Below are 26,541 nucleotides of genomic sequence, written 5' to 3'. Positions count from 1 at the left end.
ACCGGCTGCTGGGCCGGTCACCGCGGTGTGTTGGTGCAATAAACGAACCTCTACAGATGAGGCGCGGGGATTATTCCCACTCGATGGTTGCGGGAGGCTTCTGGCTGATGTCGTACACCACGCGGTTGACACCCTTGACTTCGTTGATAATCCGCGAGGATATGCTCCCCAAAAGCTCGTAGGGGAGCTTGACCCAGTCGGCGGTCATGCCGTCCAGGGAGTTCACCGCGCGCAGGGCGACGGTCCACTCGTAGGTGCGGGCATCCCCCATGACGCCGACGGTTTTCACCGGCAGCAGCACGGCAAAGGACTGCCAGATGTCGCGATATAACCCAGCCTTGCGGATTTCCTCGATGACGATGGCGTCGGCCTCGCGCAGGATGTCGAGTTTCTCCACGGAGAGTTCGCCGATGCAGCGGATGGCGAGACCCGGGCCCGGGAAGGGCTGGCGGTAGACCACCTCGTCGGGCATGCCCAGTTCCTTGCCCAGAAGTCGTACCTCGTCCTTGAAGAGCTCGCGCACCGGCTCGAGGAGCTTCAGGTTCATCTTCTCGGGGAGGCCGCCCACGTTGTGGTGGCTCTTGATGACCGCGGAGGGGCCCTTGGTAGAAACGGACTCGATCACGTCGGGGTAGAGGGTCCCCTGCGCCAGGTAGTCGACCTGGCCCAGCTTCTTGGCCTCTTCCTCGAAGAGGTAGATGAACTCGTTGCCGATGATCTTGCGCTTCTGCTCGGGGTCGGAGACGCCGTCGAGCATGTTGAGGAAGCGGTCGGTGGCGTCGACGTAGTCGAGGTTGATCTTGAAGTGCTTGGTGAAGAGGTTCACCACCTTCTCGGCCTCGCCCTTACGAAGCAGGCCGTTGTTCACGAAGACGCACTGGAGCTGGTCGCCGATCGCCTTGTGGATCAGGACGGCGACGACGGAGGAGTCGACCCCGCCGGAGAGGGCGCACAGGACCTTGCCGGTGCCGACCTTTTTGCGGATGTCTTCGATCTCGGTCTCGATGAAGTTGGCCATGGTCCAGGTCGGCTTGGAGCCGCAGACGTTGAACAGGAAGTTGCCCAGCATCTCGTCGCCGCGCGGGGTGTGCACCACTTCGGGGTGAAACTGTACGCCGTAGAAGTTCTTCTTCTCGTCCTTCATGGCGGCCACCGGGCATCCGGTGGTGTGGGCCATCAGCTTGAAGCCGGCCGGCATCTGCTCGATGCGGTCGCCGTGGGACATCCAGACTTCGGCGCCCCCCTCGAAGCCCGCGAAAATCTCGCTCGCGCCGTCCAGCACCAGGGTGGCGCGGCCGAACTCGCGCTTGTCGCAGCGCTCGACGCGCCCGCCCAGCTGCTGGGTCATGAGCTGCATGCCGTAGCAGATGCCCAGGACCGGGATGCCGAGGTCGTAGATGCCGAGGTCGGAGTGCGGGGCGTCCTTGTCGTAGACGCTGGAGGGGCCGCCGGAGAGGATGATCCCCTTCGGTGCGAAGGCCTTGATCTTCTCGAGCGCCATGTTGTAGGGGTGGATTTCGCAGTAGACGCTCTGCTCCCTCACCCGGCGCGCGATGAGCTGGGTCACCTGGGAGCCGAAGTCGAGGATCAGCACCTTTTCTGAGTGGATATCTACGGTCATTGGGTTCGATTCCTTATTTTAGAAAATCAGAAGGCTGTCACGCCAAGACGCGAAGGCGCAAAGAATGCAAAACCAGGTCTTGCTTTCTTTGCGTCTTTGCGGCTCTGCGTGAGCGATTTATTTTTCCACCCGGTAGTTCGGGGCTTCCTTGGTGATCATGACGTCGTGGACGTGGGATTCTTTCAGGCCCGCGCCGGTGATCCTGACGAAGCGGCCGTTTTGCTGCAGGTCGACGATGGTGCGGCTGCCGGTGTAGCCCATGCCGGCCCGGAGGCCTCCCATCAGCTGGTGCACGTTGGCGGAGAGCGGTCCCCTGAGCGGCACCATGCCCTCGATCCCTTCCGGGACCAGTTTCACGTCGGCGTCGACGTCGCTCTGGAAGTAGCGGTCCTTGCTCCCCTCTTTCATGGCGCCGATGGAGCCCATGCCGCGGTAGCTCTTGTAGGCACGCCCCTGGTACAGGATGGTGTCGCCCGGGGATTCCTCGGTACCGGCGAAGAGGGAGCCGATCATGATCACGTCGGCGCCGGCCGCGACGGCCTTGGTCAGGTCGCCGGAGTACTTGATGCCGCCGTCGGCGATGAGCGGGATGTTGTGCTTCTTGGCGACCTTGGAGCACTCGGCGATGGCGGTGATCTGCGGCACGCCGATGCCGGCGACCACGCGGGTGGTGCAGATGGAGCCCGGTCCGATGCCTACCTTGATGGCGTCGACGCCGGCCTTGATGAGCGCCTCGGCGGCAGCGGCGGTGGCAATGTTGCCGGCCACGAGCTCGAGGGTCGGGTAGGTTCTCTTGATGCGGGCGATGGCGTCGATGACGCCCTGGGAGTGACCGTGGGCGGTGTCGATGACCACCACGTCCACGCCGGCCTTCATGAGCGCCTCGATGCGGGCGTCAACGTCCGGGGTGGGGCCGACGGCGGCGCCGACCCTCAGGCGCCCGAGGGAGTCCTTGCACGCGTTGGGGTACTTCTTGATCTTCTCGATGTCCTTGATGGTGATGAGGCCCTTGAGGTTCTTCTCCTCGTCGACCACCAGGAGCTTCTCGACTCTCGTGTGCTTCAGGTGTTCCTTGGCCTGCTCCAAGGTGGTACCCACCGGCACGGTGACCAGGTTCCTTTTGGTCATGCGGTCGGCGATGGGGAGATCGAGGTCGGTCTCGAAACGGAGGTCCCTGTTGGTCAGAATGCCGACCAGCTTCCCGTTGGCCTTGGTGATCGGCACCCCGGAGATGCGGTACTTGGCCATCATCTCGAGCGCTTCCCTGATGCGCTGGTTGGGACGCATGGTGATCGGGTCGACGATCATCCCGGACTCGCTCTTCTTCACCTTGTCCACTTCCATGGCCTGCTCGGCGATGGTGAGGTTCTTGTGGATGAAGCCGATGCCCCCTTCACGCGCCATGCAGATAGCGGCCCTCGACTCGGTGACCGTGTCCATGGCAGCACTCACCAGCGGGATGTTCAGCTGTATGTTGTTGGTCAGTCGGGTGCTCAGATCGGTATCGCGGGGGAGGATGAGTGAGTGGGCAGGGAGAAGCAGGACGTCGTCAAACGTGAGACCTTCGGGAAGGCTGCTTTCTAACATTAGGGAAACTCCTTTTGTTGTTTCGAGGCAGGTTTTAACCGGAAAACTTATTACAAGGGGAAAGGCAAGTCAACTAAAATTAGGCTAATGACAGAGAAAAAACCTATACGATTTCCCATCCTTAGCGTCTACACAACTTCGGCTAATGGGATAAGGAAAACGCCCCCTCCGGACCGGGCGGGAGGGGGCGTTTCGGTTACATCGGGATGAAGGCGTCCTTGCTCCCCATGCGGCCCAGAGAGGCGACGATCAGTTCCACCGCGTGGTCCAGGTCGGACAGCGACATGGTCTCCACCGGGGTGTGCATGTAGCGCAGCGGCAGCTTGACCAAGGCCGTGGCGACGCCGCCGCGGGAGATCTGCATGACGTTGGCGTCGGTGCCGGTGGCGCGCGCGATACCGGTGTACTGCACGGCGATGTTGTTTTGCGTTGCGGTGTCGGAGAGGAGATCGAAGAGCACCGGGTTGATGTTGGGGCCGCGCGGCAGGATCGGGCCTTTGCCCAGCCCCACTTCGCCGTTGTGTTTCTTATCCACATCGGGCTGGTCGGTGGCGAAGTCGACCTCGACGCAGATGCCGACGTCGGGGTTCACCGAGTAGGAACTGGTGGAGCCTCCCCTGAGCCCGACCTCCTCCTGCACCGAGGAGACGCCGTAGAGGTCGACCGGGAGTTTCGACGGCAGTTCGGAGACGCGGCGCAGCACCTCGGCCACCACGAAGCTCCCCGCCTTGTCGTCCAGGCCGCGCGAGCTGACCCGGTCGCCGAAGAGGCTCTCAAGGCTGCTGGCGAAGGTGATGGGATCGCCCACGCGCACCCACTCCTGCGCCTCTTTCTTGCTGGCGGCGCCGATGTCGATGTACTGGGCGTCGAGCTTGATCACCGTGTCGCGCTCCTTGGGCTCGATCAGGTGAATGGGGCGCTTGCCGATGACGCCGTTTAACCTGCCGCGGGAGGTGTGCACGTGCACCCGCATGCCCGGAGTGATGTGCGGATCGACGCCGCCGATGGCGGAGAAGTAGATGAAGCCGTTGTCGTCCAGGTAACGCACCTGCAGGCCGATCTCGTCGGAGTGGCCGACCACCATGACGCGGGGCCGGTTGCTCCCTTCGCCCTGGATCATCCCGAAGACGTTGCCCATGACGTCGGTGGCCACCTGGCAGAAGGGTTCTATATAGGAGCGGAATACCCGCTGGGCCGGCTGCTCGTAGCCCGAGGGGCTGGGCGCGGCCAGAAGCTGCTGCAGAAATGCAAAGGATGCGTCGCGCATGTCGGAACCTCCGGAAGATTATGCTTGAAGATTAAAAAAGGGCAGAGCCCATTCTCACCCTACCCTTTATGATTTCTTTTTTCAATATGCCGTAGCGTGGCGAGGCCGCTCACATCGGGTACTTGCCCATGGCAGCGGGGTCCATGTGGTCGAGGAAGTCGACGAAGCGGCGGGCGTTGTTCTCCTGGGCGAAGCCTTCCTCGTTCATGTCGAGACTGGAGGCGCGGGTCAGGACATCGTTGTTCACCTGCACCGGGAGGTGGTACTTGAGGGACATGAGCATGGCCTCGGCGACGTGGACCTCGAGCCGCAACTCTTCCCCTGCCCCAGGCTTCAGGCGTACCGAGGCGGTGAAGACGCCATCGTTGAGGCTCTCGACATAGATCCCGACGACGGTCATGTCCAGCCGCTCGATGAGGGTGGTGAACACGTCCTTGCGACTGTTGCGCGCGCTCATCTCGCGCCCGACGAACTGGGCAGCGAAGGAGACCGATTCGGATGCATTGATCCATACCGGGACGGCGTGCTTCTCCTCGGCGTCTTTCAGTATGATGACCGGCATCTGGGCGATGGCGTCCAGGGCGAAGCCGAATACCTTCATTTCAACGTACATGGGTGCCTCGTCCCTCCCGCTGTCAGACATCGAGGATCTCTCCCTTGAGGAGAGTCTGCAATCCTTGCGTGATGCGCACGTTGACCAGGCGCCCGGCCAGGACGGGATCGCCGTCCATGACGGTGGCGCGGTTGCCGCCGGTCCTGCCAAAGAGCGCATCCCCGGTGCTGCTGGGCCCTTCCACCAGCACCCGCTGCACCCGTCCCACGAAACTCTCGTTGCGCGCCAGCGTGATCCTTTTCTGCGCCGCCTGCAGGCGCTCCAGGCGGGCCTGCTTCTCGGCCCTCTTTACCTCGTCCGGGAACTCGGCCGCCCTGGTGCCGGGGCGGGCCGAGTAGATGAAGGAGAAGAGGTCGGCGTACTGAACCTCCTCGATCAGCTCCATGGTCTGCTCGAAGGCGGCCTCGTCCTCGCCCGGGAAGCCGACGATCATGTCACCGGTGAACTGGATCTCCGGGCAGGCGTCCCTGAGCGCGCGCACCTTGTCCAGGTACTGGGCCCGGGTGTAACCACGGTTCATCTTTTTCAGCACGGCGTCGCTTCCGGACTGGGCAGGGAGGTGGATGTGCGGCGCGAGCTTTTCGATCTCCGCGAAGCAGGCGATCAGCCTCGGGGAGATGTCCTTGGGATGCGAGGTCGTGAAGCGGAGCCTCTCGACCCCCTCCACCTGCGCCACCAGGCGCAACAGGTCGGCGAAATCGGGTGCGCCCGGCTCCTTGAAGCCGTAGGAGTTGACGTTCTGCCCCAAGAGGGTCACCTCGGTGACGCCGGCGGCGGCCAGGGCGGCGACCTCCTCGATTACCTTGTCAGCGCTCCTGCTGATCTCGCGGCCGCGCACGTGCGGCACGATGCAGTAGGCGCAGAAGTTGTCGCACCCCTGCATAACCGTGACGAAGCGGGAGACGCCCCCCTCGCTCTCGGCGTGCGGGAAGAGGTCAAAGCGCTTCTCGTCATCGAGAAAATCGGTGGCGACGCTCTGCTTGCCCTGCTCGGCCCCGGTGACCATCTTCTGCAACAGGTGCAGGTTATGGGTGCCGAAGACCAGGTTCACGAAGGGTGCCTTCTTTAAGAGCCGCTCCCCTTCCTGCTGCGCGACGCAGCCCCCTACGCCGATGATCAGCCCCGGCTTTTGCTTCTTCATCGACTTGAACTTGCCCAGGTGTCCATAGACGCGCTGCTCGGCGGTCGCCCGGATGCTGCAGGTGTTCAAAAGGACCAGGTCCGCGTCCACCGGGTCGGCGGTCTGCTGGTACCCAATTCCCTTCATCAAGGTCACTATCTTCTCGGAATCGCTCACGTTCATCTGGCAGCCGAACGTTTCCAGGTAAAGCTTTTTTGCCTTATTCACGTCTATATCCTGATGGTTTAAATGCATGAATAGTACGAAAATTGGCCGCACGCAGTCAACACCTATTAAGCCGACCGCGCCGCTTCTTTCCCCTAACCCGAAGATCGCACATTAGCCGACACAAATCATTAACCTAGCGCTATATGCAATAAAAAATATATTGACATATGACGTCTCGAAGATCTATAAGATCTCGTTAGCGTGGCGGCCCCGAAGCGGCCGTGCGTTTCTGCCACGACACATCCTCTCCAAACTAAACATTACTAATGATTAGGGCTCCTCATTTAGATTATAAAATTCCAAACATACAGATTTCCTCTAAATCTACCGGTAAATAATCCGATTACAGCAGTAACGCCCAGATTTAATGAGTTAGGGCCGGACCAGACGAGCCCAATGAAATACCTTCGACCAAAGGTTGGTGTAAAAACCAACGAAACAGAAAGGAGAAGTGAATGAGAAAACTGGAGAAACTGTTGATCGGGGCCGCGGTATGTGCCCTGGCTACCCCTGTCGTGGCGCAGGCAGAAGACCAGGACATGCAGAAGAAGATCGATGAACTGACCAAGAAGGTGCAGAAGCTCGAGGAGCAGCAGAAGGGCTCGGACCAGAAGAAGGTCGAGGACCTGACCCGCAAGGTCGACAGGATCGAAGAGAAGTCGCTGGGCAAGTGGCTTACCATCGGCGGCGACTACCGCTTCCGCGTCGACTCCCTCAGGGGCGACGTCGCGGCCCACTCCGACGCCATCGGCACCATGAACAACCTGGTCGGCGGATTTTTAGGCCCAAACGGAGTGGCAGGTACCCCGATCGGTTCGGCAGACGGGACCAATAGCCCCACCGCTCTCCAGTTCATCATGATGGGGAAATCCGGCTCGCTGTTCACACCTTCCCAGTTCAACACCATCCTCAACAGCTACATGCCGCAGGCCATGGCTGCAGCCCTCCCCGGCATCTTCACCGCCATGGGCTCCGGCAATTTCACCGTACAGAACACCGCCCTCACCCCGCAGCAGCAGGGTATCCTGAACACCCTTGGGGCCAAGGTAATGCCGACGGTGATGAACATGCAGATCGGCAGCATCCCCAACATGCTCGGTCTGGTCCAGGCAATGAACCCTGCGGCAACGGCAACGACCAAGGTAGGCGACGTCTTCAGCGGCCTTCCCGCTGCCCAGCAACAACTCGCCCAGCAGATGCTGATGCAGGCCTTCCTTGGCCAGGCCGGTGCCCTGAACAACAACGTCTCCAACCTGGCCACCACTCAGGCCTACAAGGCTAAGAACGACCTCCTGTACACTAACCGTCTCGGCATCGACATGCACGCCAAGGCCACCAAGGACGTGACCGTGAATGTGCGCCTGGTCGCCTACAAGACCTTCGGCTCGCAGGATGACTCGGCCGTCACCAACAACGGCAACACCCCGTTCTTCGCCGACCGCGTCGGCGCCTTCGATGGCACCTTGGGGCACGTCCCCACGTCGAGCCTCCTCGACGTCGACCGCGCCTACGCCACCTGGAGCAACATCGCCGAGCAGCCGATCTGGTTCTCCGTCGGCCGCAGGCCCTCCACCAACGGCGCACCGAGCAACCTGCGCCTGAACAACGAACGCCCGGGCAACGGCGGCACCCCTGCCCTGCTGGTCGACTACGCCTTCGACGGCATGACCCTCGGCTGGGCGCCGGACATCGATGCCCTCCCCGGCGCCTACGCCAAGGTCTGCTACGGCCGCGGCTTTGAGTCCGGCTTCGAGACCCCGAGCAACAGCCTGAGAGACACCGACATGCTGGGTGTGGCCCTCATCCCGGTCGACACCGACCCGCTGCGCGTCTGGCTGCAGTGGAACCGCGGCTTCAACATCTTCGACTTCCCGGTCATGTCCAACACCGCCTTCGGCAACACCGGTCCGGCCACCTCGCTGGGCGACATCGACTGGTACGGCGCAGGCTTCATGAGCACCATGAAAAACATCGGCCCGGGCAAACTCAACTTCTTCGCCGATGCGGGCTTGAGCGTCACCCACCCCAACAACAACGTCTCCAACAACGCGGGCTTCCAGGGTCTCATGACCGGTTCCTTCTTCAACCAGGAGGCACCCACCGACAAGACCGGCTGGGCCGCCTACGCCGGCGCGCGCTACGACTACGAGCCGACCAAGACCAAGTTCGGCGTCGAGTACAACCACGGTTCCAAGAACTGGATCACCTTCGCCCCTGCGGCCGACGACATGTGGACCTCCAAGCTGGGGACCCGCGGCGACGTCTACGAGGCGTACCTGATCCAGGAACTCAACCTGAAACCGATCTCCTCGCACCTGTCCAAGGCCTTCTTCAAGATCGGTTACCAGTACTACGACTTCGCGTACACCGGGAGCAACAACTGGGTAGGCGCACCGCAGAAGATCTCGGACATCAAGTCCACCGACCTGATGCTGCTCCAGCCGCTTAAGAGCGCGCAGGACGTCTACGCGACCTTCGAAGTTAAGTTCTAACCCCGTACGCCCCCCGCGGAACCGCGAACCCGGGGGGGGCGCCACCGCCCCCACCCCACCCCCAAAAGGAGAACGAAGATGAAAAAAGCAGTTTCGGTAATGGTCCTGGTAGCAGTCGCAGCGCTCACCATCTTCTGCTTCGGCAGCGTCGCCAGCGCAGGTGACGAGATCAAAATGGTGGGTGTCATCACCAAGATCGACATCGCCGGCAAGGATGCCAAAACCGCCACCGCCACCTTGAAGGACAACAAGACCGAGCAGCTCGTGGTGATCACCGTGGAAGACGACCTGACCCTGGACAAGTTCAAGGACCACAGGATCGTGGAAGGCGACGAGATCCGCTGTAAGTACGAGGTTATCGACGGCAAGAACGTCTCCAAACTGTTCAGGAAGACCGCCGGCTGTTAAGCCGGGAAGGTTCCTCGTAGGTGGCGCTGTAGTTATCACGATTGCAGCGCTTCTTTTTGCCCAAAAACATGCTGTTTTCGGTATATATTAAGGACTTTATATAGCTGTGACGGCGCAAGCTGATTTACTACGGGAGGTTGTTGAATGAGAGGTATGCTGGGATTTTTGGCGGGAGTGGCGCTTTTGGTGTTCGCCGCGCAGGGGATGGCGGCGGTGGACCACGCCGAGTTCGTCAAGGGGCCGTTCAAGAGCGGCATCGAGGTGACCAAGGTCTGTCTCGAGTGTCACGAGCAGCAGGCGGCTGATTTCATGAAGACCACGCACTGGACCTGGGCGGGCACGCCCAACATGGTCAAGGGGATGGAGAAGAGCACCAAGAAATACGGCAAGTCCAACATGATCAACTCGTTCTGCACCTCGATCCAGGGGGGCAAGGACGGGGTGGTGCACGAATCCTGCGGCAAATGCCACGCCGGCTATGGCTGGACCCGTACCGACTTCGACTTCACCGACAAGGGCAAGGTCGACTGCCTCATCTGCCATGCCCAGAAAGGAAACTACACCAGGGCCACGGTGGGCTGCGATATCGACAAGAAGAGCATCGACAAGAAGGCCATGGACCTGAACGTCGCCGCCCAGAGCGTGGGCCTTCCCACCCGTAAGAACTGCGGCGCCTGCCACTTCTTCGGCGGCGGCGGTGATGCCGTCAAGAACGCGGGCCTCGATTCCACCCTGGAGAAGACCAAGAAGTCCCAGGACGTGCACATGGGGAGCAAGGAGAGCGGCGGACAGGACATGAGCTGCCAGAGCTGCCACGTGACCAAGAACCACAAGATCGGCGGCGCGTCGAGCATGATGGCCCACTACGACACCCGCGTTAACTGCGAGCAGTGCCACTCCGGCGCCAAGGCTCCGCACCAGAAGGCCAAAAACGGCGCACTCATCAACCGGCACCTCGCCACCGTCGCCTGCCAGACCTGCCACATCCCCTTCTTCGCCAAGGGCCAGGCCACCAAGATGGCGTGGAAGTGGTCCGATGTGGGCAAGAACATCACCGCCGAGGAGCAGTTCGACAAGGAGACCTACGCCAAGCACAAGGGGACCTTCGTCTGGGGCATGAACGTGAAGCCGGTCTACGCCTGGAACAACGGCATGGTCGAGCGCTATATGGTGGGCGACAAGGTGAAGGATCCCACCAAGCCGGTGGTGATGATGCGCCCGGTCGGCGCCATCAAGGACCAGAAATCCAAGATTTACCCCTACAAGCTTTACAAGGGCGACCAGCCCATGGACGCCAAGTTCAAGAACCTGATCATCTTCCAGCAGTACAAATCTCTGTGGGTTGACTACGACTGGGATAAGGCGTGCCGCCTGGGCGCCGAAGGAACCGGCCTCCCCTACAGCGGCAAGTACCAGTTCGTGAATACCGTGGCCTACATTGCCGCCCAGCACGAAGTGGCTCCCAAGGAAGAGGCGCTGCAGTGCGGCGAGTGCCACATGGGCGGCAACCGTCTGGACTGGAAAGCGCTCGGCTACAAGGGCGACCCCATGCAGAAGGGCGGCAGGTTTGCCAAGAAAGCGCAGAAGGTGGCCAAGAAGTAGCATGATGTGACCAAGAAAGGGGCGGAGCATATTCCGCCCCTTTTTCCGTTGCCAGTGCAAGCGGGAGTGATGCTGCACTATCAGCCGCAGCATTTCCGTGCAGGCACCGTCATCGGCAGCACACCGATTGACACAGCTTCGACCGTAAAATTCATTCAGCACCACCCTCGACATACATCGGCATTCCACTAAACTATTCTCTCTGGTTGCCGATAACGATCAATGAGCAAGAGAACAGCTAACAAAGACAACAGGAGGGGTTCGATGAGCAAGAAAACCATGACAGCGGCAGTGCTCGGTCTCGCCTTGGCAGCTACCACGGCCTGGGCGGCAGGCGTACATCCCGGCAAGGAGTCGATCGAGAAAAGCGGCTATAAGGGGCCGGAAACCTGCGAGGAGTGCCACCCTGGCAGCGCCAAGGGCTTCCTGGACACCGTGCACTGGAAGCACGCCTCCAAGGTAACCAACGTGGAGGGGCTCAATCCCAAGGAAGAGTACGGGATGAAGAACCGCATCTACGTCATGTGCAACGGCAACGATATCGTCAACAACCTTAAGGAGATCCCCAAGAGCCCGGTGACCGGGAAGAGCAAGTTCTCCGGTTGCAACACCTGCCACCCTGGCAACCACCTCTCCGACGTCGGCAGCACCGGCGCCGCGGCCGAGGCGGCTGTCGACTGCCTGGTCTGCCACTCCACCGACTACGACTTCCGCCAGAGAAAACCGTTCAAGAACGAGAAGGGTGAGGTCGTGATGGGGCAGGACCGCAGCGTGAAGGCCGCGCTCGCCATCGGCAAGCCGACGGTCAAGAACTGCATGGTCTGTCACGAAGCGGCCGGCGGCGGCGTGATCGTCAAACGCGGCTTCACCTTCACCAAAGACACCGATGCCCACGCCGCCAAGGGCATGGTCTGCGTCGACTGTCACAAGGCAAAGAACCACAAGATGCCGAGCGGGCATGATCCCAACAACTGGGCCAACGACGGCGTCTTCGTCTCCTGTGCCGACACCTCCTGCCACGGTGTGAAGCCGCACAAGGATGCCGACCTGAACCGTCACTGCGCCAAGATCGCCTGCCAGACCTGCCACATCACCCGCACCGGCGGCGCATTCGCCAAGGACTTCACCGTCTGGGAGCAGACGCCGGACAAGTTCTACGAGCCGACCACGCTGAAGAAGGAAGCGAACGAGACCACGCCGGTGTACGCCTGGTACAACGGCACCGTGAAGAACACGCCGCACTTCATCGGGCCCAAGGGGAGCAAGAAGGACGGCAAGAGCAAGATCACGCCGTTTAAGATCTTCCAGGGCAAGGCCTACTACAATAAGCAGACCGGCGAGCTCCTCTCCATGGATTTCGCCCAGCCGATGTCCGATGGCGACACCCGCGCCGGCGTTCTCTCGGCAGCCAAGACACTGGGCCTGAAGAACCCCGAGAAGATCGCGAAGGAAGCGGTACCGGGGTGGCAGACCATCTATTTCGGCAGCAACCACCTGGTCACCAAGACCAAGGCGCTCTACTGCGCCAACTGCCACGCACCTAACGGCGTGCTCAACTTCAAGGACCTGGGGTACACCGACAAGGAGATCCTGAAGCTGACCTCGCCGGAGCTTTTCATGGAGAAGCTGGCACAGAAGCAAAAGGAAGACTGGTAGTAGCCACAGCTGCTGCTGTAGCATGCTGATACAGAAAAGCCCCCCTCTTTTGAGGGGGGCTTTTTTTATGGGTATTACCGTAACACGGCCTTTCTCTACAGAACCAAATCCCCCTTGTTCCCCCTTTTGCAAAGGGGGAACAAGGGTTGGAGGGACGTGCTGCGTGGGGAATATTTCGGATTACTTGCGGCCGACGCAGAGGAGGACGGGATAGCGGCGGGGATTGCCGTCAGGGCCCTTTTTTTCGATGGAGGCAGCTGTCACGACGGCGACATCGGTAAGGCCGTTTCTGGCAAACTCCCCGGTGAGGAATTCGCGAGAGAACCCGTGGTGCAGAACGCCGGTGGGGTCATCGTGGAAACGGCCGTCTTCGGTTTCGAGGTCGGCCAGTGCGAGCCAGCCGCCGGGCTTCAGGGCATTGGACAGGGTGGCGACGAGGGCTGTGACGTCCTGGACATGGTGCAGGGTCATGCTGCTCACAATGAGGTCGAAGCTCCCCTCCAGCTGCTGGTGCTCGAGGTCGAGCGGCAGCGTGGTGACGTTGTGGACGGCTTGAGCCTGGATCTTCTTGTTGAGAACCTCCAGCATCCCCTTTGAGCTGTCGGCACCGGTGATGTGGCCGACGAAGGGATGCAGGCCGAGGGTAACCAGGCCGCTGCCGCAACCGTAGTCAAGAGCATCCATACCGGGGTTCAAGGGGAGGGAATCGCGCATGGCGGCTACGACATCCTGCGCCAGCTTCAAACGGCGCGGTTCCTGGTCCCATTGGTCGGCTACGGCGTCGAAATCACGTTTGTTCTCTGAGTGCATGGTTTGCCTCCGGATCTGCAGGGCGACGCCCTGATGGTAAGGCAGCATAATATTCAAATACTAGAATGTCAAGATGGCGGTGCGGTGCAAGCGGGAATGGGAGGAATGGGGCTAGGGCAGTGGGGTTGGTGGACTGCAGGGACAGGTGCTTGAACGGATGATTTTTCCCTGGCTTTACCTGCCAAACAATGGTAAGGTCGCCTGTTCGCGTGGCGGGAAGTATTTTCGGCTACGGGCGGATTTGTGCTTGACTCTGCGCCGCCCGGGTGTTATATAATTCCTCTTTCCAAAAACCTAAAGCTACATTTTTCAAATACCCGGAGGTGCAGTTTGGCAAATCATAAATCGGCAATGAAGAGGATCAAGCAGACCGCAAAGAGGACTGAGCGCAACAAGCACGAGCGTTCTACCCTGCGCACTTTCATCAAGCGCGTTCGCGAAGCGGTTGCCACCAAGGATCAGGATGCTGCAAAGGCTGCTCTGGCTGCTGCTATCCCGGTCATCGATGGTGCTGCAACCAAGGGGATCATCCACTCCTCCAACGCTTCCAGGAACGTTTCCCGCCTCACCAAACTGGTCAACACCCTGGCCTAGTCCGGCAGCGGATTACATGAAAGCAAAAAGGGAATTCCCACCTGGGGATTCCCTTTTCTAGTTTGTACTTTCCCCTCCCTAACCCTCACCCTCCGGGGGAGGGAACCGGATCGGCCTAGCGCCGGCACGCCTCCATCACGAAACGCTCGAAGAGCGGCTCTTCTAATCCGCCTGACTTGAAGGCGAGATCCAGCTCCAACATCCGCTCGAAAATCCGCTGCAGCTCCACTGCCGTGTAGTTGCGCGCCTGCGCCGTCACCTTGCCCAGGAAGTACGGGTTGATGCCGGACGCCTTGGCGAGCTCGGACTGAGGCACCTTCCTGTCCAAGAGGTCGCGCACCTGCCAAAGCTGGCGAAAGTGCCGTGCCACGGCCCCCAGCATGCGCAGCGGAACCTCGCCGTCCTGCAAGAGCGCGGTCAGCATCTTCAGGGCGCGGGGGAGATCCTTGCTGCCCAGGGCATCGGTGAACTCGAACACGCTTTCCACCTTGGTATCGGAAACAATGGCCTTCACGTCGGCAACCGCCACAGTCTCCTTCTTGCCACAGTAGATGCACAGCTTCTCGATCTGCGAAACAAGCTCCTGCAGGTTGTTGCCCACCAGGTAGGCGAGCAAGTCTGCCGCGGCAGGCTCGATCTTCTTGCCGGCGGCACGCACCTCGTCGCGCACGTAGGGGCCGAGCTGGTTCTCGTAGGGACGCTTGAACTCGACGGCTTCGCCACGCTTCTTGAAATCGGCGTAGAACTTCTTGCGGCCGTCGACCTTCTCGGCCTGCAGGATGAGACAGGTGCCGGGCGAAGGATCCTGCAGGTAGGGAAGGAGCACCTCCATGGCATGGGCGGAAAGGTCCCCTCCCTTCTTCACCAGCACGACGCGGCGGTCGGCGAACATGGGGAGCGTCTGGGCCGCGCTGAAGACCTCTTCACCCTTGCACTCGTTGCCGTAGAAGATGTCCAGGTTGAAGTCGCGAAAGCCGGGATCGACTGCCCTATCCATCAACTTCTTGACGGCCCGCTCCACGAGGTACGGTTCCTCACCGTACAGAAGGTACAGCGACGCCAGCTCTCCCTTTTCCACCGCCTTGTTGAACTCTTCCGGTTTCATCTCTAACCTCACCTCAAAAAAACCGCCCACCCAGCCTGATGCTGAATGGGCGGCGTCGATCTTCGCAGTTGTCGTCGGTCCCTAGAAGCGCTCGCCGAGCTTTTGCCAGATCCGTTCGGAGATGCGCCGGCTGATCTTCTCGATGGCGGCGTCCTCAGCGTCCTGCTGCAGGGCGATGTTGGCGTTGACCGGGTAGACCTGCTGCTCGGTGATATCCCCCTTCCAGAATACCTTGTGCGCTTTCTGATCACGCAAAGTGGCCTGAACGGTAAGGATAGCGTTGTACTCCCTGATGACGTCGGTCGCAGTATAGGAGACCGGCACATTGTTGTACGAGAGAACCACTCCGGATAGCTCATAGTCGGCCCGGTCCGCGGGGAGGACCTTGCCGCCGGTCCGGAAGTTGAACTCGTCGATCATCTCCCGGGCCAGGACCGCCTCGACGCCGGCACGGTAGCTCTTGTTGGCGAAGAGCACCACGTTGACGCCGTTGGCGCCGGCCAGTGGACCATGCTGGATCACCGGGCTGTAACTGCAACCGCTGCCGAAAAGGACCGCGAGCAGGGCCAGCATGCCGAGCATTGTGAAGAGCCTGGTGGCTGTCATGGGAAGCTTCCTCACTGGCCTAGGCGACGACGATGCTGACCAGCTTGCCCGGAACGTAGACCACCTTCTTGACGGTCTTGCCTTCCAGGTAGGGGAGGATCTTGTCGTCTGCCAGTGCGGCGGCGCGGACATCGTCCTCCTTGGCGTCAGGGGCAACGGTCAGTTTGCTTCTGAGCTTGCCGTTCACCTGGATGACGACGGTGACTTCCTCGTCAACCACGGCGTCGGCGTCGTAGCCAGGCCAGCCCGCCTGCTCCAGGGCCACCTCGTGGCCGAGTTCGGCCCACAGTTCCTCGGCAAAGTGCGGGACGAAGGGAGCCAGCAGGCGCACCACCGACTCCACCGCCTCGCGCACCACGGCCACGTTTTCCGGCGCGTCCTTGGCGGTGAAACCCTGGATGGCGTTGACCAGTTCCATCACCGCGGCGATGGCAGTGTTGAAGTGGAAGCGCTCCTCGATGTCCTCGGAGACCTTCTTGATGGTCTTGTGCACCGCGCGGCGCAGTTTCTTGCCTTCCGCGGAGAGCTGGTCCGGCTGCACGGCGCCGGCTTCCTTAACTGCGGGAAGCACGTCGTACACCAGGCGCCAGACGCGGTTCAGGAAGCGGTAGCTGCCGTCCACGCCCTGGTCGCTCCAGTCGAGGTCCTTCTCCGGCGGTGCGGCAAACAGGGAGAAGAGACGGGCGGTATCGGCGCCGTAGCGCTCGATGAGGGCGTTGGGGTCGACCACGTTCCCCTTGGATTTGGACATCTTGGCGCCGTCCTTGATGACCATCCCCTGGGTAAGGAGGTTGGAGAAGGGCTCGTCGACGTTGCAGTAGCCGAGGTCCCTGAGCACCTTGGTGAAGAAGCGGGCGTAGAGCAGGTGCAGTACGGCGTGCTCGATGCCGCCGATGTACTGGTCCACCGGCATCCAGTGCTCGACCTGTTCGCGGTCCAGCGGGCCGGAGGTGAACTTGGGCGAGCAGTAACGCAGGAAGTACCAGGAGGACTGCACGAAGGTGTCCATGGTGTCGGTCTCGCGGCGCGCGGCCTCGCCGCACTGCGGGCAGGTGCAGGTGGTGAAGCTTTCCACGCGCGCCAGCGGGTTGCCACCCTCGCCGGTGAACTCGGCATCCATCGGGAGCACGACCGGCAGGTCCGCTTCGGGAACGGGCACGACGCCACACAGGTCGCAGTTGATCACCGGGATAGGGTTACCCCAGTAACGCTGACGGGAGATGCCCCAGTCGCGCAGGCGGAAGTTGACGGTCTTCTTGCCGATCCCTTCCTTCTCGAGGAAGTCCGCGATGGCTTCCTTGGCGTCGGAGTTGCCCATGCCGTCGAAGCGGCCGGAGTTGACCATGGTCCCTTCGGCGGTGTAGGCCTCGGTCATGGTGGCGGGGTCGAGGGTCTCCCCTTCGGGCTGGATCACCACCTTGAGCGGCAGGTCGTACTTCTGGGCGAACTCGAAGTCGCGCTGGTCGTGGGTCGGAACCGCCATGACGGCGCCGGTGCCGTAGTCCATGAGGACGAAGTTGGCCAGGAAGATCGGCATCTTCACGTTGGTGACCGGGTTGATGCAGTAGGAACCGGTGAAGACCCCTTCTTTCTCCTGGTCCTCGGAGGAGCGCTTGATGCGGTCGGTTTTCTTCACCTTGTCGATGAAGGCCTCGACCGCGGCGCGCTGCCCGGCGGTGGCCAGGTCAAGGGCCATCGGGTGCTCGGCGGCCAGGGACATGAAGGTGGCGCCGAAGACGGTGTCCTGACGGGTGGTGAAGACCCTGATCTTGCCCAGGCCGTTCTCGAGCGGGAAGTCGATCTCGCAGCCGACCGAACGGCCGATCCAGTTGCGCTGCATGGTCAGCACGCGCTCGGGCCAGCCAGTCAACTTGTAGGTGTCGTCCAGGAGCTCCTGGGCGTAGTTGGTGATGCGGAAGGACCACTGCTCGAGCTCTTTCTGCTGGACCATGGAATCGCAGCGCCAGCAGCAGCCATCCTCGACCTGCTCGTTGGCGAGAACGGTCTCGCACTTGGGGCACCAGTTCACGGCGGAGGACTTCTTGTAAGCGAGCCCCTTCTTGTACATCTCCAGGAAGATCTTCTGCTCCCACTTGTAGTAGTCGAGGTCGCAGGTGGCGAGTTCGCGCTCCCAGTCGTAGGAAAGGCCCAGGCGCTTCAGCTGGCCGCGCATGTAAGCAATGTTCTCGTAGGTCCACTTGGCGGGGTGGCTCTTGTTCTGGATGGCGGCGTTCTCAGCCGGCATGCCGAAGGCATCCCAACCCATCGGGTGCAGCACGTTGTAGCCCTGCATCCTTTTGAAGCGGGCGATGACGTCACCGATGGAGTAGTTCCTGACGTGCCCCATGTGGATCTTGCCGGAGGGATAGGGGAACATCTCCAGGAGGTAGTACTTCTTCCTGCTGGCGTCTTCGGTTGCCTTGAAGCTGTTGTGGGTAGCCCAGAACTGCTGCCATTTGCCCTCGACTGCCGAGGGAACGTATTTCTCTTCCATTAAACCCCGCCTTCCAGCGCCCCTGACGGGACGCGCAATATAGTAATGTCGGCAACCGGTGGTTGCGGATAGTGAGTGTGACAAAGCCACTGGTGGACCTGGTGGACCTGGTGAGCCAGTGGGTGCCGGGAGTTAGTGCCCGGGAAGCCCGGGGTGCGGTGACACGTGGGCCATGGCCGGCGACGGTGGACGAAGCCGGTGGGCTCCCCCTCCCGACCTCCCCTCTCCAGGGGGAGGAGTGACGCGAGTTGTGGAACCGGTGGAGCCGGTTAGGCGATCCGGAGCAGGTTCTTGGCTACATCCAGGATCTTGGTCGGCTGGATCGGCTTGGTGATGTAGTCGTTGGCTCCCAGCGCGAGGGCACGCTCGCGGTCTTCCTGGGCACCTTCGGTGGTGATGACCACGATGGGTATGGTCTTGTAGTTGGCATCGTTACGCACCAGGCTCACTAACTTCAACCCGTCCATGATGGGCATGTTGATGTCGGTCAGGATCAGGTCGAAACGCTCAGAAGAAAGCTTCTTCAACCCGTCAACACCATCGTTGGCCTCGACTATACGCACCCCCCGGATCCGCTTCAGCGCAAAGGCGATGAGCTGCCTCATGGTGGGTGAATCTTCAACTATCAATACGTTGTAATCTGACATCTGAACTGTATCCCCCATTGCACAGCTGGCTATTTCGTCAGCAGATCGATAAACCCTTGGATGGTCGACAGCTTACGTTCGGAATCGCTGTAAAGCCGCGAGCTGAAGATGGCGGTGGCGGCATGACCGGCCAGCAGGGTAAAGAGCTCGTAGTCGACGGCGGCAAATTCCTTCTTCTGCATCAGCAGCTTGTAGATGGCCAGCACACCGATGACGTGCTCTTTGATCTTGAGCGGGATGCAGACCATCGGCGCGCTGAAATCGCGCTCATAGCTGTCGAAGTCGCTGGCGAAGTGGTTTTCGCCGGACTGCGCCACCGTCCCGATGATCCCCTTGCCGAGCCGGAAAGACGGGATCTCGCTGCGCTCGATCCCTTCCGTGGCGACCGCCTGCAGCTCGTCGCTCTTCTCGTCGAGCAGCATGATGGCGAACTCCTCGGCACCGATCAGGTTGATGATGATCTCGGTGATGATCTGGAGCACTTCCTTGAAATCGAGCGTGGAGTGGAGCTGGTAGCTCGCGATGTAGAGATTGGCGAGGTTGTTGTTCTCATCCTCGATCTCCAGGTAGCGTGCTGCGAAATCCTGGTTTTCTTCCTCGACGTGCTTGATGCGGTCCAGGATCTCCTGCTTCTCCTGCTCCAGATCGGCGATCCGCTCGTTGAGCTTTTTCAGCTCGGCGGCGGGCGCCGGCTCGCCCGACACCTGGGATTTTTCCAGTTCCAGCACGCGGAACCTGAGACGCTCGTTCTCCCTTAACAGCTCCTGGGTGAACTCCGCCCCCTTCTTGAAAACCTGCAGGAACTCCTCGCCCCTGCTATGAACCAGTCGTTCATCGTCCTTTTGCATGCGCACCCCGAATTTACGCTAGTTGATCAACTGAATCGCGGCAAGAGGCCGCAACGAAGTACAATTTCACGCACCATGCCGTCCATCGGCACCACCCGGTCCACTACTCCCGTCGCAATCGCCTCGCGCGGCATGCCGAAGACCACCGCTGACTCCTCGGACTCGGCCAGCACCTGGGCGCCCGCCTTCTTCGCCTCGCGCACACCGGCGGCTCCATCGTTGCCCATGCCGGTCAGGACAACGGCCAGCATGCGGTTCCGGTACAGTTCGGCGCAGGAGCGGAACATCACGTCCACCGAGGGTATATAGCGGTCTTTGGGACCGGGGGTGACGATGCGCGCCACCACCTTGTCGCCAAGCCTTGCGAAGACCAGGTTGTGCCCGCCGGGGGCGATGAGGGCCCGCCCCGGGAGCACCTCGTCGCCGTCCTTCGCCTCGCGCACCTCGAAGCCGGTGCTGCGGTTCAGCCTTTCGGCGAAGGCGGTGGTGAAGCCGGCCGGCATGTGCTGGGAAATCACCATGGCAAACGGTGGTGCCTCCCTGAAAGAGGCGAAGATACGCTGCAGGGCCGGCGGCCCGCCCGTCGAAGAGCCAATGGCAACGATGTCTATGCTGCTCGCCGTCCCGGCGGGAGCCGTAGGGACGGCGACCTCGGCCACGGGCGGAGCCGGTTCGGCCCGCTTCTGCACCCGCGCCATGTTCAGCTTGAAGACCGCCTGGACCTTCTGGTGCAGGTCCTGCTGGATCTTCAACAATTCGTCGGAGATGACGCTGGTCGGCTTGGCGATGAAATCGACGGCACCGAGTTCCAGCGCCTTGAAGACCTTCTCGTCCCCGGAGGTGGAGCTGATCACGATCACCGGCACGGGCGTGCTCGCCATCAGGATGCGCAGCATGGTAAAGCCGTCCATGCGCGGCATCTCGAGGTCGAGCGTCACCAGGTCCGGGGTGAGATCGATCACCCTGCGGATCCCCTCCTCGCCGTTGGTGGCGTACCCCACCACCTGGACCCCCGGGAGTTCTTCCAGCATCCTGGTGATGGCGCGCCGATTATAGGCCGAATCGTCTACGACTACTACCCGTATCTTTTTCACGTGGCCACTCCGCCGCCGGTCGTATCCGTTTTCTGGTAGACCATGTCGTTTTTCAGGTGTCTGAGCGCAAAGGCCGTGGACAGGTTCATCAGGGACTCCGAGTGTCCCAAAAGGAGGTACCCGCCGCCGCGTAGCGTGTTGTAGAACGATTCGATCACCCGCTTCTTCGAGGCCTGGTCGAAATAGATGATCACGTTGCGGCAGAAGATCACGTCCATCTTGCCCAACAGCGCCAAGCGGTTAGCGTCGAACAGGTTCATCTGGCTGATGGTGACCAGCTCCCGCACCTCGTCGCAGATGCGGTACCCGTCGTCGGTCTCGGAAAAGAACCGTTTCTGGTAGCGCTCTTCGGTGGCGCGGAAGGATGCCTTGGTGTAGACCCCCTTGCGGGCATGCTGCACCACGCGCTGACTGATGTCGGAACCCACGATCTCGACCCGCCAGCCGTGGAGGCACCCCATCTCCAGGAGGAGCATGGCGATGGTGTACGGCTCCTCGCCGGTGGAACACCCCGCGCTCCAGATGCGCAGGGTCCGCTCGCGCTGCTTGAGCCTCATCAACTCGGGCACGATCTCGTCAGTAAAGGCGCGCAGCTGGAACGCCTCGCGGAAGAAGTAGGTCTCGTTGGTGGTCAGGAGATCCATGATGTCCGCGATCTCCTGGTCCCTCCTGCGGTCGTACTTCAGGAACTGGTAGTACTCGCGGAAGCCCGACAGGTTGTGATGGGTCACCCGCTGCCCGAGCCGACGGTCCAGCAGGTACTTGCTGTCGTCGTCGAAGAAGAGGCCGCAGTGGTTATAGATCAGGTCCCTGATCAGGCGGAATTCCTCTTCCGTCAGTTGCAATTCAGGTTCGAAATATGGCATTAGCGCAGCCTGTCGAGAAGTTCAACGATCTCGCCTTTGACCAGCGGGTCCGACTCCCGGGCCAACGCCTGATCCAATACCGCCACCGAATCCGCCCCCTGCAACTGGGCCAGGGCGCGCACGAAAGAGCGCCGCACCATCCAGTGCGGGTGTTCCAAAAGCGCTTGGCCATGCTCGGCGATCCACTCGCTACCGTGAGCCGCAAGGATGCCGATGGCGGCTTCGACCACTTCCTCGTCGTTGTGATACAGCGCCTGCCGCACCGGGCCGAGCGCCTGCGCACCGCCCAGGGCGGCGAGGGTCGACAGGGCGGCGATCAGGACCGGCCCCTGTGCCTGTTCCAAAAGCGCGGTCACGCCCGGCAGCGCCTCTGCATCCCCGACGACGGTGAGCCCCTTGAGGGCCGCGGTCTGCACCCAGGGATCCTCGTCGGCAAGGGCCAGGCAGAGCGGCGCCAGCACCTCGTGCCCTCCCTTTTCGGCAAGGGCCTGCGCGGCCGCGATACGAACCTCCGGCTCCTCGTCCGACAGCGACAGGGTCAGCGCCCCCAGTGCCTGCGGCCGGTCCACGCGCGCCAGGGAGGCGACCGCGGCGCGGCGCACCGAGGCGTCCTCGTCCTTCACCAGCAAGGCGAGCCGTTCCCCGTCTCCCAGTGCACCAAGCACGATGGCGGCATCCCGCCTCTTGCGTGCGTCCCGGCTGCGCAAAAGCTCGGAGCAGATGGCACCCACGCCCTCGGCATCCCGGGCGGCAAGGTGCTGCAGACCGTCGAGAGCGCCTTCGCATACCTGCCCATCTTCATCTTCGAGAAGGCGGGCCACCCGTGCTGCGGCCCCTTGCGGCGCCAGCCGACCCAGGGCAACCGCGGCACAGCACCTAACCTCAGCCCCCTCGTCCTCCAGTGCGGCAAAGAGGAGGTCTTCGCTGCCGGGGCGCCCGGTCTCGGCGATCAGGTGCACGATGACGGCGCGCTCGGCCGCGATGGCGAAGGGGAAGTGTTCCAGGAGCAGCGGCATCACCGGTTCACCGATGCGGCGCAGCGCCTCCAGACAGACGCTTCTCAGGCGATCGGCGCGCGCCACGCGCACCAGGGGGAGCGCGGCGCGCTCGTCTCCCATGATGCCGCAGAGCTGGGCCAGGGCCGAAATCATCACCGGCTCCTCGCCGTGCAGCGAGTCGATCAGCTTCTTCGCCGTCGCGCTTCCGGCCAGGGCCCTGAGCTGGCGGTCCACCAGTTCTTCCTGCTCCTGCAGGTTCAAGCGACTCCGCTGGCGCATCAGCGCGACGGTGGCCGCTTCGCGCGCGTTCTTTGCCTTGTCGTGCAACCCTTCCAGCAGCAGGGGGAGGCACCTGCGGTCGCCGAGGACGCCCAGGCAGTCGTAGGTCGCGCGGCGCAAAAGCCCTTCCTGCAAGAGCGGTTCGAGCTTGGCGAGCGGCACCGCTGTCCCGATGGAGGAGAGGGCGTCCAGCACGGTGAACTTCAGCCAGACCTCGCCTCCGTCCAGTACCTTCAAAAGATGCGGCAGCGCCCGGACGTCGCCGATTTTGCCCAGGTTCTCGGCCGCGGCTACCCGCACGTTCATGTCCTCGTCGTCGAGCGCCTGCACCAACAGGGGGAGGCAGGTGGCGCAGCGGATGTTGCCCAGGATGTCGATGACGAACTTGCGCAGGTCGTGATCCGAATCGCCCAGGTGCGCGCAGAGCTGTTCCACGGCGGGTACGCCGATCCGTTCCAGGGACTCGACCGCGGAGTTGCGCAACCCCGCGTTGTCGGCGGAGCGCAACAGTGCGATCAGGGCCTCGAGTTCCTCCGCCTGCAGAGGCTGCGCCTGCAGGACCACGCCGACCGCCTCCTTGCGCACCCGCCAGCTGTCGTCCCCCATGGCACGAAACAGCAGTTCCATGACCTCGGGGAAGGGACGGCGACGTAGCGACATTACCGCAAGGCGCCTTTGCTCCTCGTCGGTGTCGGCAAGTCTCTCCGAGATTTCAAGCAGATCGTTGGACAGGGTCTCTCTCCTAAAGGCTCAGTTCGGCTCGTTTCTTCGCGATGAGCTCGTCGAAGGCATCTTTGAGGAAGGAGGTGGTGTCGCGCACCTGCTGGGACACCCTCTGCTGGTACAGATACTCTCCTTCGCGTATGTCGTCGGCCAACAGCTCGTAGAAGCTCCCCTCGCGTACCCCCTGCTCCACTTTCGCCTGGTTGTACAGGACGATGTCGGAGACAATGATCCTGGCCAGGCGACGTGCTTTCACCTGCTCCTCGGGAAGCTGCGCGGGGGCGGCGGGCTCGGCGACTGCCGGAGCTGCCGGAGCTGCCGGAGCTGCCGGAGCTGCCGGAGCTGCCGGTGCTGCCGGGGCCTCGACGGGTGCCGCGGGCGCCTCGACGACGGGTGCTGCAGGCACCTCGACGGCAGGAACCTCCGGTGCCGCCGCGACCGGAGCCGGCGCTGCCGGGGGCGTCACGACCGGTGCTTCCGGAGCCGCCACGACGGGCACCGCAGGCGCCTCGGCCGCCGGCGCTGCAGTTGCGGCTGCTGCCGGCATCGAGGTTTCTTCGACCTCCACCTGCCTGATCTCGCTGCGGCTCTCCTCCTGGGCGGCCAGTTCGCTTTCGGTCGGGCTCACCACCGGTGGGATGCTGCCCGAGGTGAGACGGTGGATCATCGAAACCAGGGAGTCCGGGATATGGTGCTTCTCGATGTAGTCATCGGCCCCGTACAGCGAATTGGGGGAGCGCTTGTAGCGGGTCTTGTCGTAGATGGAGGCGATCAGCACGATCTTGGTCTTGGCAAGCACCGGGTCCTGGCGTACCCGCTCGCAGACCTCGAAGCCGAACATGGTTGGCAGTGCCACGTCCAAAAGCAGCACGCCGGGCTGCACACGCTGCACGGTCTCGAGCGCCTCCTTGCCGTCGGTGCACAGGAACAACTCGAACGGCTCGGCCGCGAGCACCTTTTCCACCGCCTTGCAGAAGGCGGCGCTCTCGTTGGCTACCACCACCTTTACCTTCGCCTGCGGCGCTACCGGGCGCTCGCTCTTGCGCACCAGCCGGAACACCGCCTTGCAGCTTGAGCAGCGCAGTTTCTTCGGCTCGTCCGAGAAGCTGACGACAACGTTGAATCGTTTTTTGCAGTTGGGACAGACTATCAGCATGCTGGGCTCTTTTTCGTCGTGGAAATGGTCTCCCCCTGGGGGGTAAAGTAGCCCAACTGGGCCTTCTCCTGGAAGGTGAGCAGTGCGTCGATGTTGAGCAGCATCACCGGCACGTCACGCACCAGGCACAGCCCCACCATGTACTCTCCCCCCACTATGCGTACCCCGCGCGGCGGCGCCTTGAGCTCGCGCAGCGGAATGGTTATCATCTCGGTCACTTCATCCACCATCAGGGCCAGGGGTTGGCCCGAAATGGAGAGGATCAACAGGCGCGCGCTGTCCTTGTTCTCGGCAGCGGGAAGCCCGAAGCGCTTGCGCAGATCCACCACCGGGATCACGGAACCGCGCAGGTTGATCACCCCCTCGACAAAGGGGAGTGCCCGGGGCAGCGGGGCGAGCTTGGGTACCCTGATGATCTCCCTGATGCGCATGATGTCGACGGCATAGAGCCCTTCGTCCATGCGCAGGCAGGCTACCTGAATTTCCTGCAGATCCTCGGTCATCAGACTGCGCCCCCCCCTGCTGCGCTGTTGTTGCCCAGGAGCCCCTCGATCACTTCGAGTACCTTGACCGATTTAAAGGGCTTGGTGATGTAGGCGTCGGCACCGACCTGCCGGCCGTGTTCGAGGTCGCGGCTGCTCTTCTTCGCCGTCAGCATCACCACGGGGATGGCGCTGGTGGCGGGGTTTTCCTTGATGCTGCGGCAGACTTCGAAGCCGTCCATGTCCGGAAGCATGAGGTCCAGCACCACGAGGTCCGGCGCATCCTGCGCAATCGCCTTGAGGGCGTCGTTGCCGCCGCGTACCCCGGTGACCTGGTACCCCTTCGAGGTGAAAAGGATGCTCTCCAGCTTCAGCAGGCTCTCTTCATCCTCGACCACGAGGATCCTGTTCTTCTCCATGCTCATCCCCCCTGCCCCCGACTCTACAAGAGACCTACGTCCAGTACTTTTCCCATGTCGAGCAGGATCAGCATCCTGTCGCCGACCCGGCCGATCCCCAGCACGAACTCGCGATCGATCCCCTCGAGGACCACCGGCGGAGGCTCGATGCCCCCCTCGGCGATGCGGACCACCTGCACCACCTCGTCTACCAGCACGCCGGCGTATCCCTCCTGGCGCTTGACCACCACGATGCGCTCGCGCTCCGAGACGGCCCCATCGGCAAGGCCCAGCCTATTCTTCATGTCGAAGATCGGGATGATGTTGCCGCGCAGCGAGAGGATGCCGCGGACAAAGGAGGGCACCCGGGGGACCTCGGTCACCTCGCGCGGCTTGATGATCTCCTTGATGTCCATGATGCTGATGGCGTATTCCTCGCTCGCCACCCGGAAGCAGAGCAGCTCGACGCTGGCCGCGTCCGCCACCTCCTCCTGCGAGGCCTCCGTCTCGAAAGAGGCGGACTCGCGCCCTCTGAGGATCACCGCCACCGGGTCGAACTCGTCGGACTCATCCTGGTACAGGTAGGGCGCGTCGAACTGTTCGGCCTGCCAGGCCGGAGCAGAGGCGCGCGGCAGCGGGTCGGGATCCACGGGTTCGAAGGGTTCCGGCATGGAGAATTCCTCGGGGGCGGCCACCTCGACCGGCACCTCCGTCTCCGCCGGCACGGGCGTGGGCTCAGCCGGGGGCGCCTGCCACCCCTGCTCCGGCGCCGCTTCGGTCGCCGTGCTGCCCTGTGCCTCGCCGCGGGAAGCCTTCTTTCTGATCTCTGCAAGATTCATTGAAACCT

24 protein-coding genes are annotated in these 26,541 nt (G+C 62.1%); 6 read left to right on the top strand and 18 right to left on the bottom strand.

Annotated elements, in window-relative coordinates; all coding sequences use genetic code 11:
* Nucleotides 1-70: 70 nt before the first annotated feature.
* The 5 genes from guaA to miaB all read right to left on the bottom strand — a co-directional run bounded on the left by guaA (nt 71) and on the right by miaB (nt 6,436).
* Nucleotides 71-1,621 (bottom strand): glutamine-hydrolyzing GMP synthase, encoded by a 1,551-nt coding sequence (gene guaA / locus K7R21_RS18965; RefSeq protein WP_224984841.1) that lies wholly within the window; start codon nt 1,619-1,621, stop codon nt 71-73.
* Nucleotides 1,622-1,738: 117 nt separating this feature from the next.
* Nucleotides 1,739-3,208, bottom strand: a complete 1,470-nt coding sequence (gene guaB, locus K7R21_RS18960; RefSeq protein WP_224984840.1) for an IMP dehydrogenase — start codon at nt 3,206-3,208, stop codon at nt 1,739-1,741.
* 196 nt (nt 3,209-3,404) lie between these two features.
* Nucleotides 3,405-4,475, bottom strand: coding sequence for a M42 family metallopeptidase (locus K7R21_RS18955; RefSeq protein WP_224984839.1), 1,071 nt, complete (start codon nt 4,473-4,475; stop codon nt 3,405-3,407).
* A 109-nt stretch (nt 4,476-4,584) separates the two neighbouring features.
* Complete coding sequence (locus K7R21_RS18950; RefSeq protein WP_224984838.1) at nt 4,585-5,088, bottom strand: bifunctional nuclease domain-containing protein; 504 nt, start codon at nt 5,086-5,088, stop codon at nt 4,585-4,587.
* Nucleotides 5,089-5,110: 22 nt separating this feature from the next.
* Nucleotides 5,111-6,436, bottom strand: coding sequence for a tRNA (N6-isopentenyl adenosine(37)-C2)-methylthiotransferase MiaB (gene miaB / locus K7R21_RS18945; RefSeq protein WP_224984837.1), 1,326 nt, complete (start codon nt 6,434-6,436; stop codon nt 5,111-5,113).
* 455 nt (nt 6,437-6,891) lie between these two features.
* Here miaB and K7R21_RS18940 point away from each other — a divergent pair, with 455 nt between their 5' ends.
* The 4 genes from K7R21_RS18940 to K7R21_RS18925 all read left to right on the top strand — a co-directional run bounded on the left by K7R21_RS18940 (nt 6,892) and on the right by K7R21_RS18925 (nt 12,594).
* Nucleotides 6,892-8,928: a DUF3373 domain-containing protein gene (locus K7R21_RS18940; protein ID WP_224984836.1), complete on the top strand. Its 2,037-nt coding sequence runs from the start codon at nt 6,892-6,894 to the stop codon at nt 8,926-8,928.
* A gap of 78 nt (nt 8,929-9,006) precedes the next feature.
* On the top strand, nt 9,007-9,336 hold the full coding sequence (locus K7R21_RS18935; RefSeq protein WP_224984835.1) for a hypothetical protein: 330 nt from the start codon (nt 9,007-9,009) through the stop codon (nt 9,334-9,336).
* A gap of 144 nt (nt 9,337-9,480) precedes the next feature.
* Nucleotides 9,481-10,938, top strand: coding sequence for a tetrathionate reductase family octaheme c-type cytochrome (locus K7R21_RS18930; protein ID WP_224984834.1), 1,458 nt, complete (start codon nt 9,481-9,483; stop codon nt 10,936-10,938).
* Nucleotides 10,939-11,202: 264 nt separating this feature from the next.
* Entirely contained in the window at nt 11,203-12,594 is a 1,392-nt protein-coding gene (locus K7R21_RS18925; protein WP_224984833.1) for a cytochrome C, read from the top strand.
* Between the two features lie 180 nt (nt 12,595-12,774).
* On the opposite strand, the gene K7R21_RS18920 is transcribed toward K7R21_RS18925, so the two are convergent.
* Entirely contained in the window at nt 12,775-13,404 is a 630-nt protein-coding gene (locus K7R21_RS18920) for a class I SAM-dependent DNA methyltransferase (RefSeq protein WP_224984832.1), read from the bottom strand.
* A gap of 330 nt (nt 13,405-13,734) precedes the next feature.
* On the opposite strand from K7R21_RS18920, the gene rpsT reads away from it, so the two are divergent.
* Nucleotides 13,735-13,998: a 30S ribosomal protein S20 gene (gene rpsT, locus K7R21_RS18915; protein ID WP_199389438.1), complete on the top strand. Its 264-nt coding sequence runs from the start codon at nt 13,735-13,737 to the stop codon at nt 13,996-13,998.
* A 115-nt stretch (nt 13,999-14,113) separates the two neighbouring features.
* Here the strand turns inward: rpsT and holA are convergent, their stop codons facing one another.
* The 3 genes from holA to leuS form a co-directional block, all read right to left on the bottom strand.
* The gene (gene holA / locus K7R21_RS18910; protein ID WP_224984831.1) at nt 14,114-15,103 is read right to left on the bottom strand and encodes a DNA polymerase III subunit delta; all 990 of its coding nucleotides are present in this window, start codon (nt 15,101-15,103) and stop codon (nt 14,114-14,116) included.
* Nucleotides 15,104-15,184: 81 nt separating this feature from the next.
* The gene (lptE, locus tag K7R21_RS18905) at nt 15,185-15,709 is read right to left on the bottom strand and encodes an LPS assembly lipoprotein LptE (RefSeq protein WP_224984830.1); all 525 of its coding nucleotides are present in this window, start codon (nt 15,707-15,709) and stop codon (nt 15,185-15,187) included.
* Between the two features lie 19 nt (nt 15,710-15,728).
* Nucleotides 15,729-18,203 (bottom strand): leucine--tRNA ligase, encoded by a 2,475-nt coding sequence (gene leuS / locus K7R21_RS18900; RefSeq protein ID WP_224984829.1) that lies wholly within the window; start codon nt 18,201-18,203, stop codon nt 15,729-15,731.
* A gap of 77 nt (nt 18,204-18,280) precedes the next feature.
* Between leuS and K7R21_RS18895 the strand changes: the two genes are divergently transcribed.
* Complete coding sequence (locus K7R21_RS18895; RefSeq protein WP_224984828.1) at nt 18,281-18,445, top strand: hypothetical protein; 165 nt, start codon at nt 18,281-18,283, stop codon at nt 18,443-18,445.
* A 27-nt stretch (nt 18,446-18,472) separates the two neighbouring features.
* Here K7R21_RS18895 and K7R21_RS18890 read toward each other — a convergent pair whose 3' ends face one another.
* Genes K7R21_RS18890 through K7R21_RS18850 form a run of 9 tightly spaced genes read right to left on the bottom strand, consistent with a single transcriptional unit; the run spans nt 18,473 to nt 26,533 of the window.
* Nucleotides 18,473-18,850 carry a response regulator gene (locus tag K7R21_RS18890; RefSeq protein ID WP_224984827.1) on the bottom strand — a complete coding sequence of 126 codons (378 nt, stop codon included), beginning with the start codon at nt 18,848-18,850 and terminating at the stop codon, nt 18,473-18,475.
* 29 nt (nt 18,851-18,879) lie between these two features.
* A complete protein-coding gene (locus K7R21_RS18885; protein WP_224984826.1) occupies nt 18,880-19,698 on the bottom strand; it encodes a GAF domain-containing protein in 819 nt (272 codons plus the stop codon).
* A 26-nt stretch (nt 19,699-19,724) separates the two neighbouring features.
* Nucleotides 19,725-20,792 carry a protein-glutamate methylesterase/protein-glutamine glutaminase gene (locus K7R21_RS18880; RefSeq protein WP_224984825.1) on the bottom strand — a complete coding sequence of 356 codons (1,068 nt, stop codon included), beginning with the start codon at nt 20,790-20,792 and terminating at the stop codon, nt 19,725-19,727.
* Nucleotides 20,789-21,658, bottom strand: coding sequence for a CheR family methyltransferase (locus tag K7R21_RS18875; RefSeq protein WP_224984824.1), 870 nt, complete (start codon nt 21,656-21,658; stop codon nt 20,789-20,791). Before K7R21_RS18875 ends, K7R21_RS18880 begins: the two co-directional genes overlap by 4 nt.
* The gene (locus K7R21_RS18870; RefSeq protein ID WP_224984927.1) at nt 21,658-23,646 is read right to left on the bottom strand and encodes a HEAT repeat domain-containing protein; all 1,989 of its coding nucleotides are present in this window, start codon (nt 23,644-23,646) and stop codon (nt 21,658-21,660) included. Before K7R21_RS18870 ends, K7R21_RS18875 begins: the two co-directional genes overlap by 1 nt.
* 31 nt (nt 23,647-23,677) lie before the next feature.
* Nucleotides 23,678-24,814, bottom strand: a complete 1,137-nt coding sequence (locus tag K7R21_RS18865) for a response regulator (protein ID WP_224984823.1) — start codon at nt 24,812-24,814, stop codon at nt 23,678-23,680.
* Nucleotides 24,808-25,317 (bottom strand): chemotaxis protein CheW, encoded by a 510-nt coding sequence (locus K7R21_RS18860; RefSeq protein WP_224984822.1) that lies wholly within the window; start codon nt 25,315-25,317, stop codon nt 24,808-24,810. Before K7R21_RS18860 ends, K7R21_RS18865 begins: the two co-directional genes overlap by 7 nt.
* Entirely contained in the window at nt 25,317-25,715 is a 399-nt protein-coding gene (locus tag K7R21_RS18855) for a response regulator transcription factor (protein ID WP_224984821.1), read from the bottom strand. Before K7R21_RS18855 ends, K7R21_RS18860 begins: the two co-directional genes overlap by 1 nt.
* A gap of 23 nt (nt 25,716-25,738) precedes the next feature.
* Entirely contained in the window at nt 25,739-26,533 is a 795-nt protein-coding gene (locus K7R21_RS18850) for a chemotaxis protein CheW (protein WP_224984820.1), read from the bottom strand.
* Between the last annotated feature and the right edge of the window lie 8 nt (nt 26,534-26,541).

This window comes from Geomonas agri (genome assembly GCF_020179605.1).
GTDB lineage: Bacteria > Desulfobacterota > Desulfuromonadia > Geobacterales > Geobacteraceae > Geomonas > Geomonas agri.
Note: the sequence above shows the minus strand (reverse complement) of the source record. Positions and strands in the feature narration are given on the sequence as shown.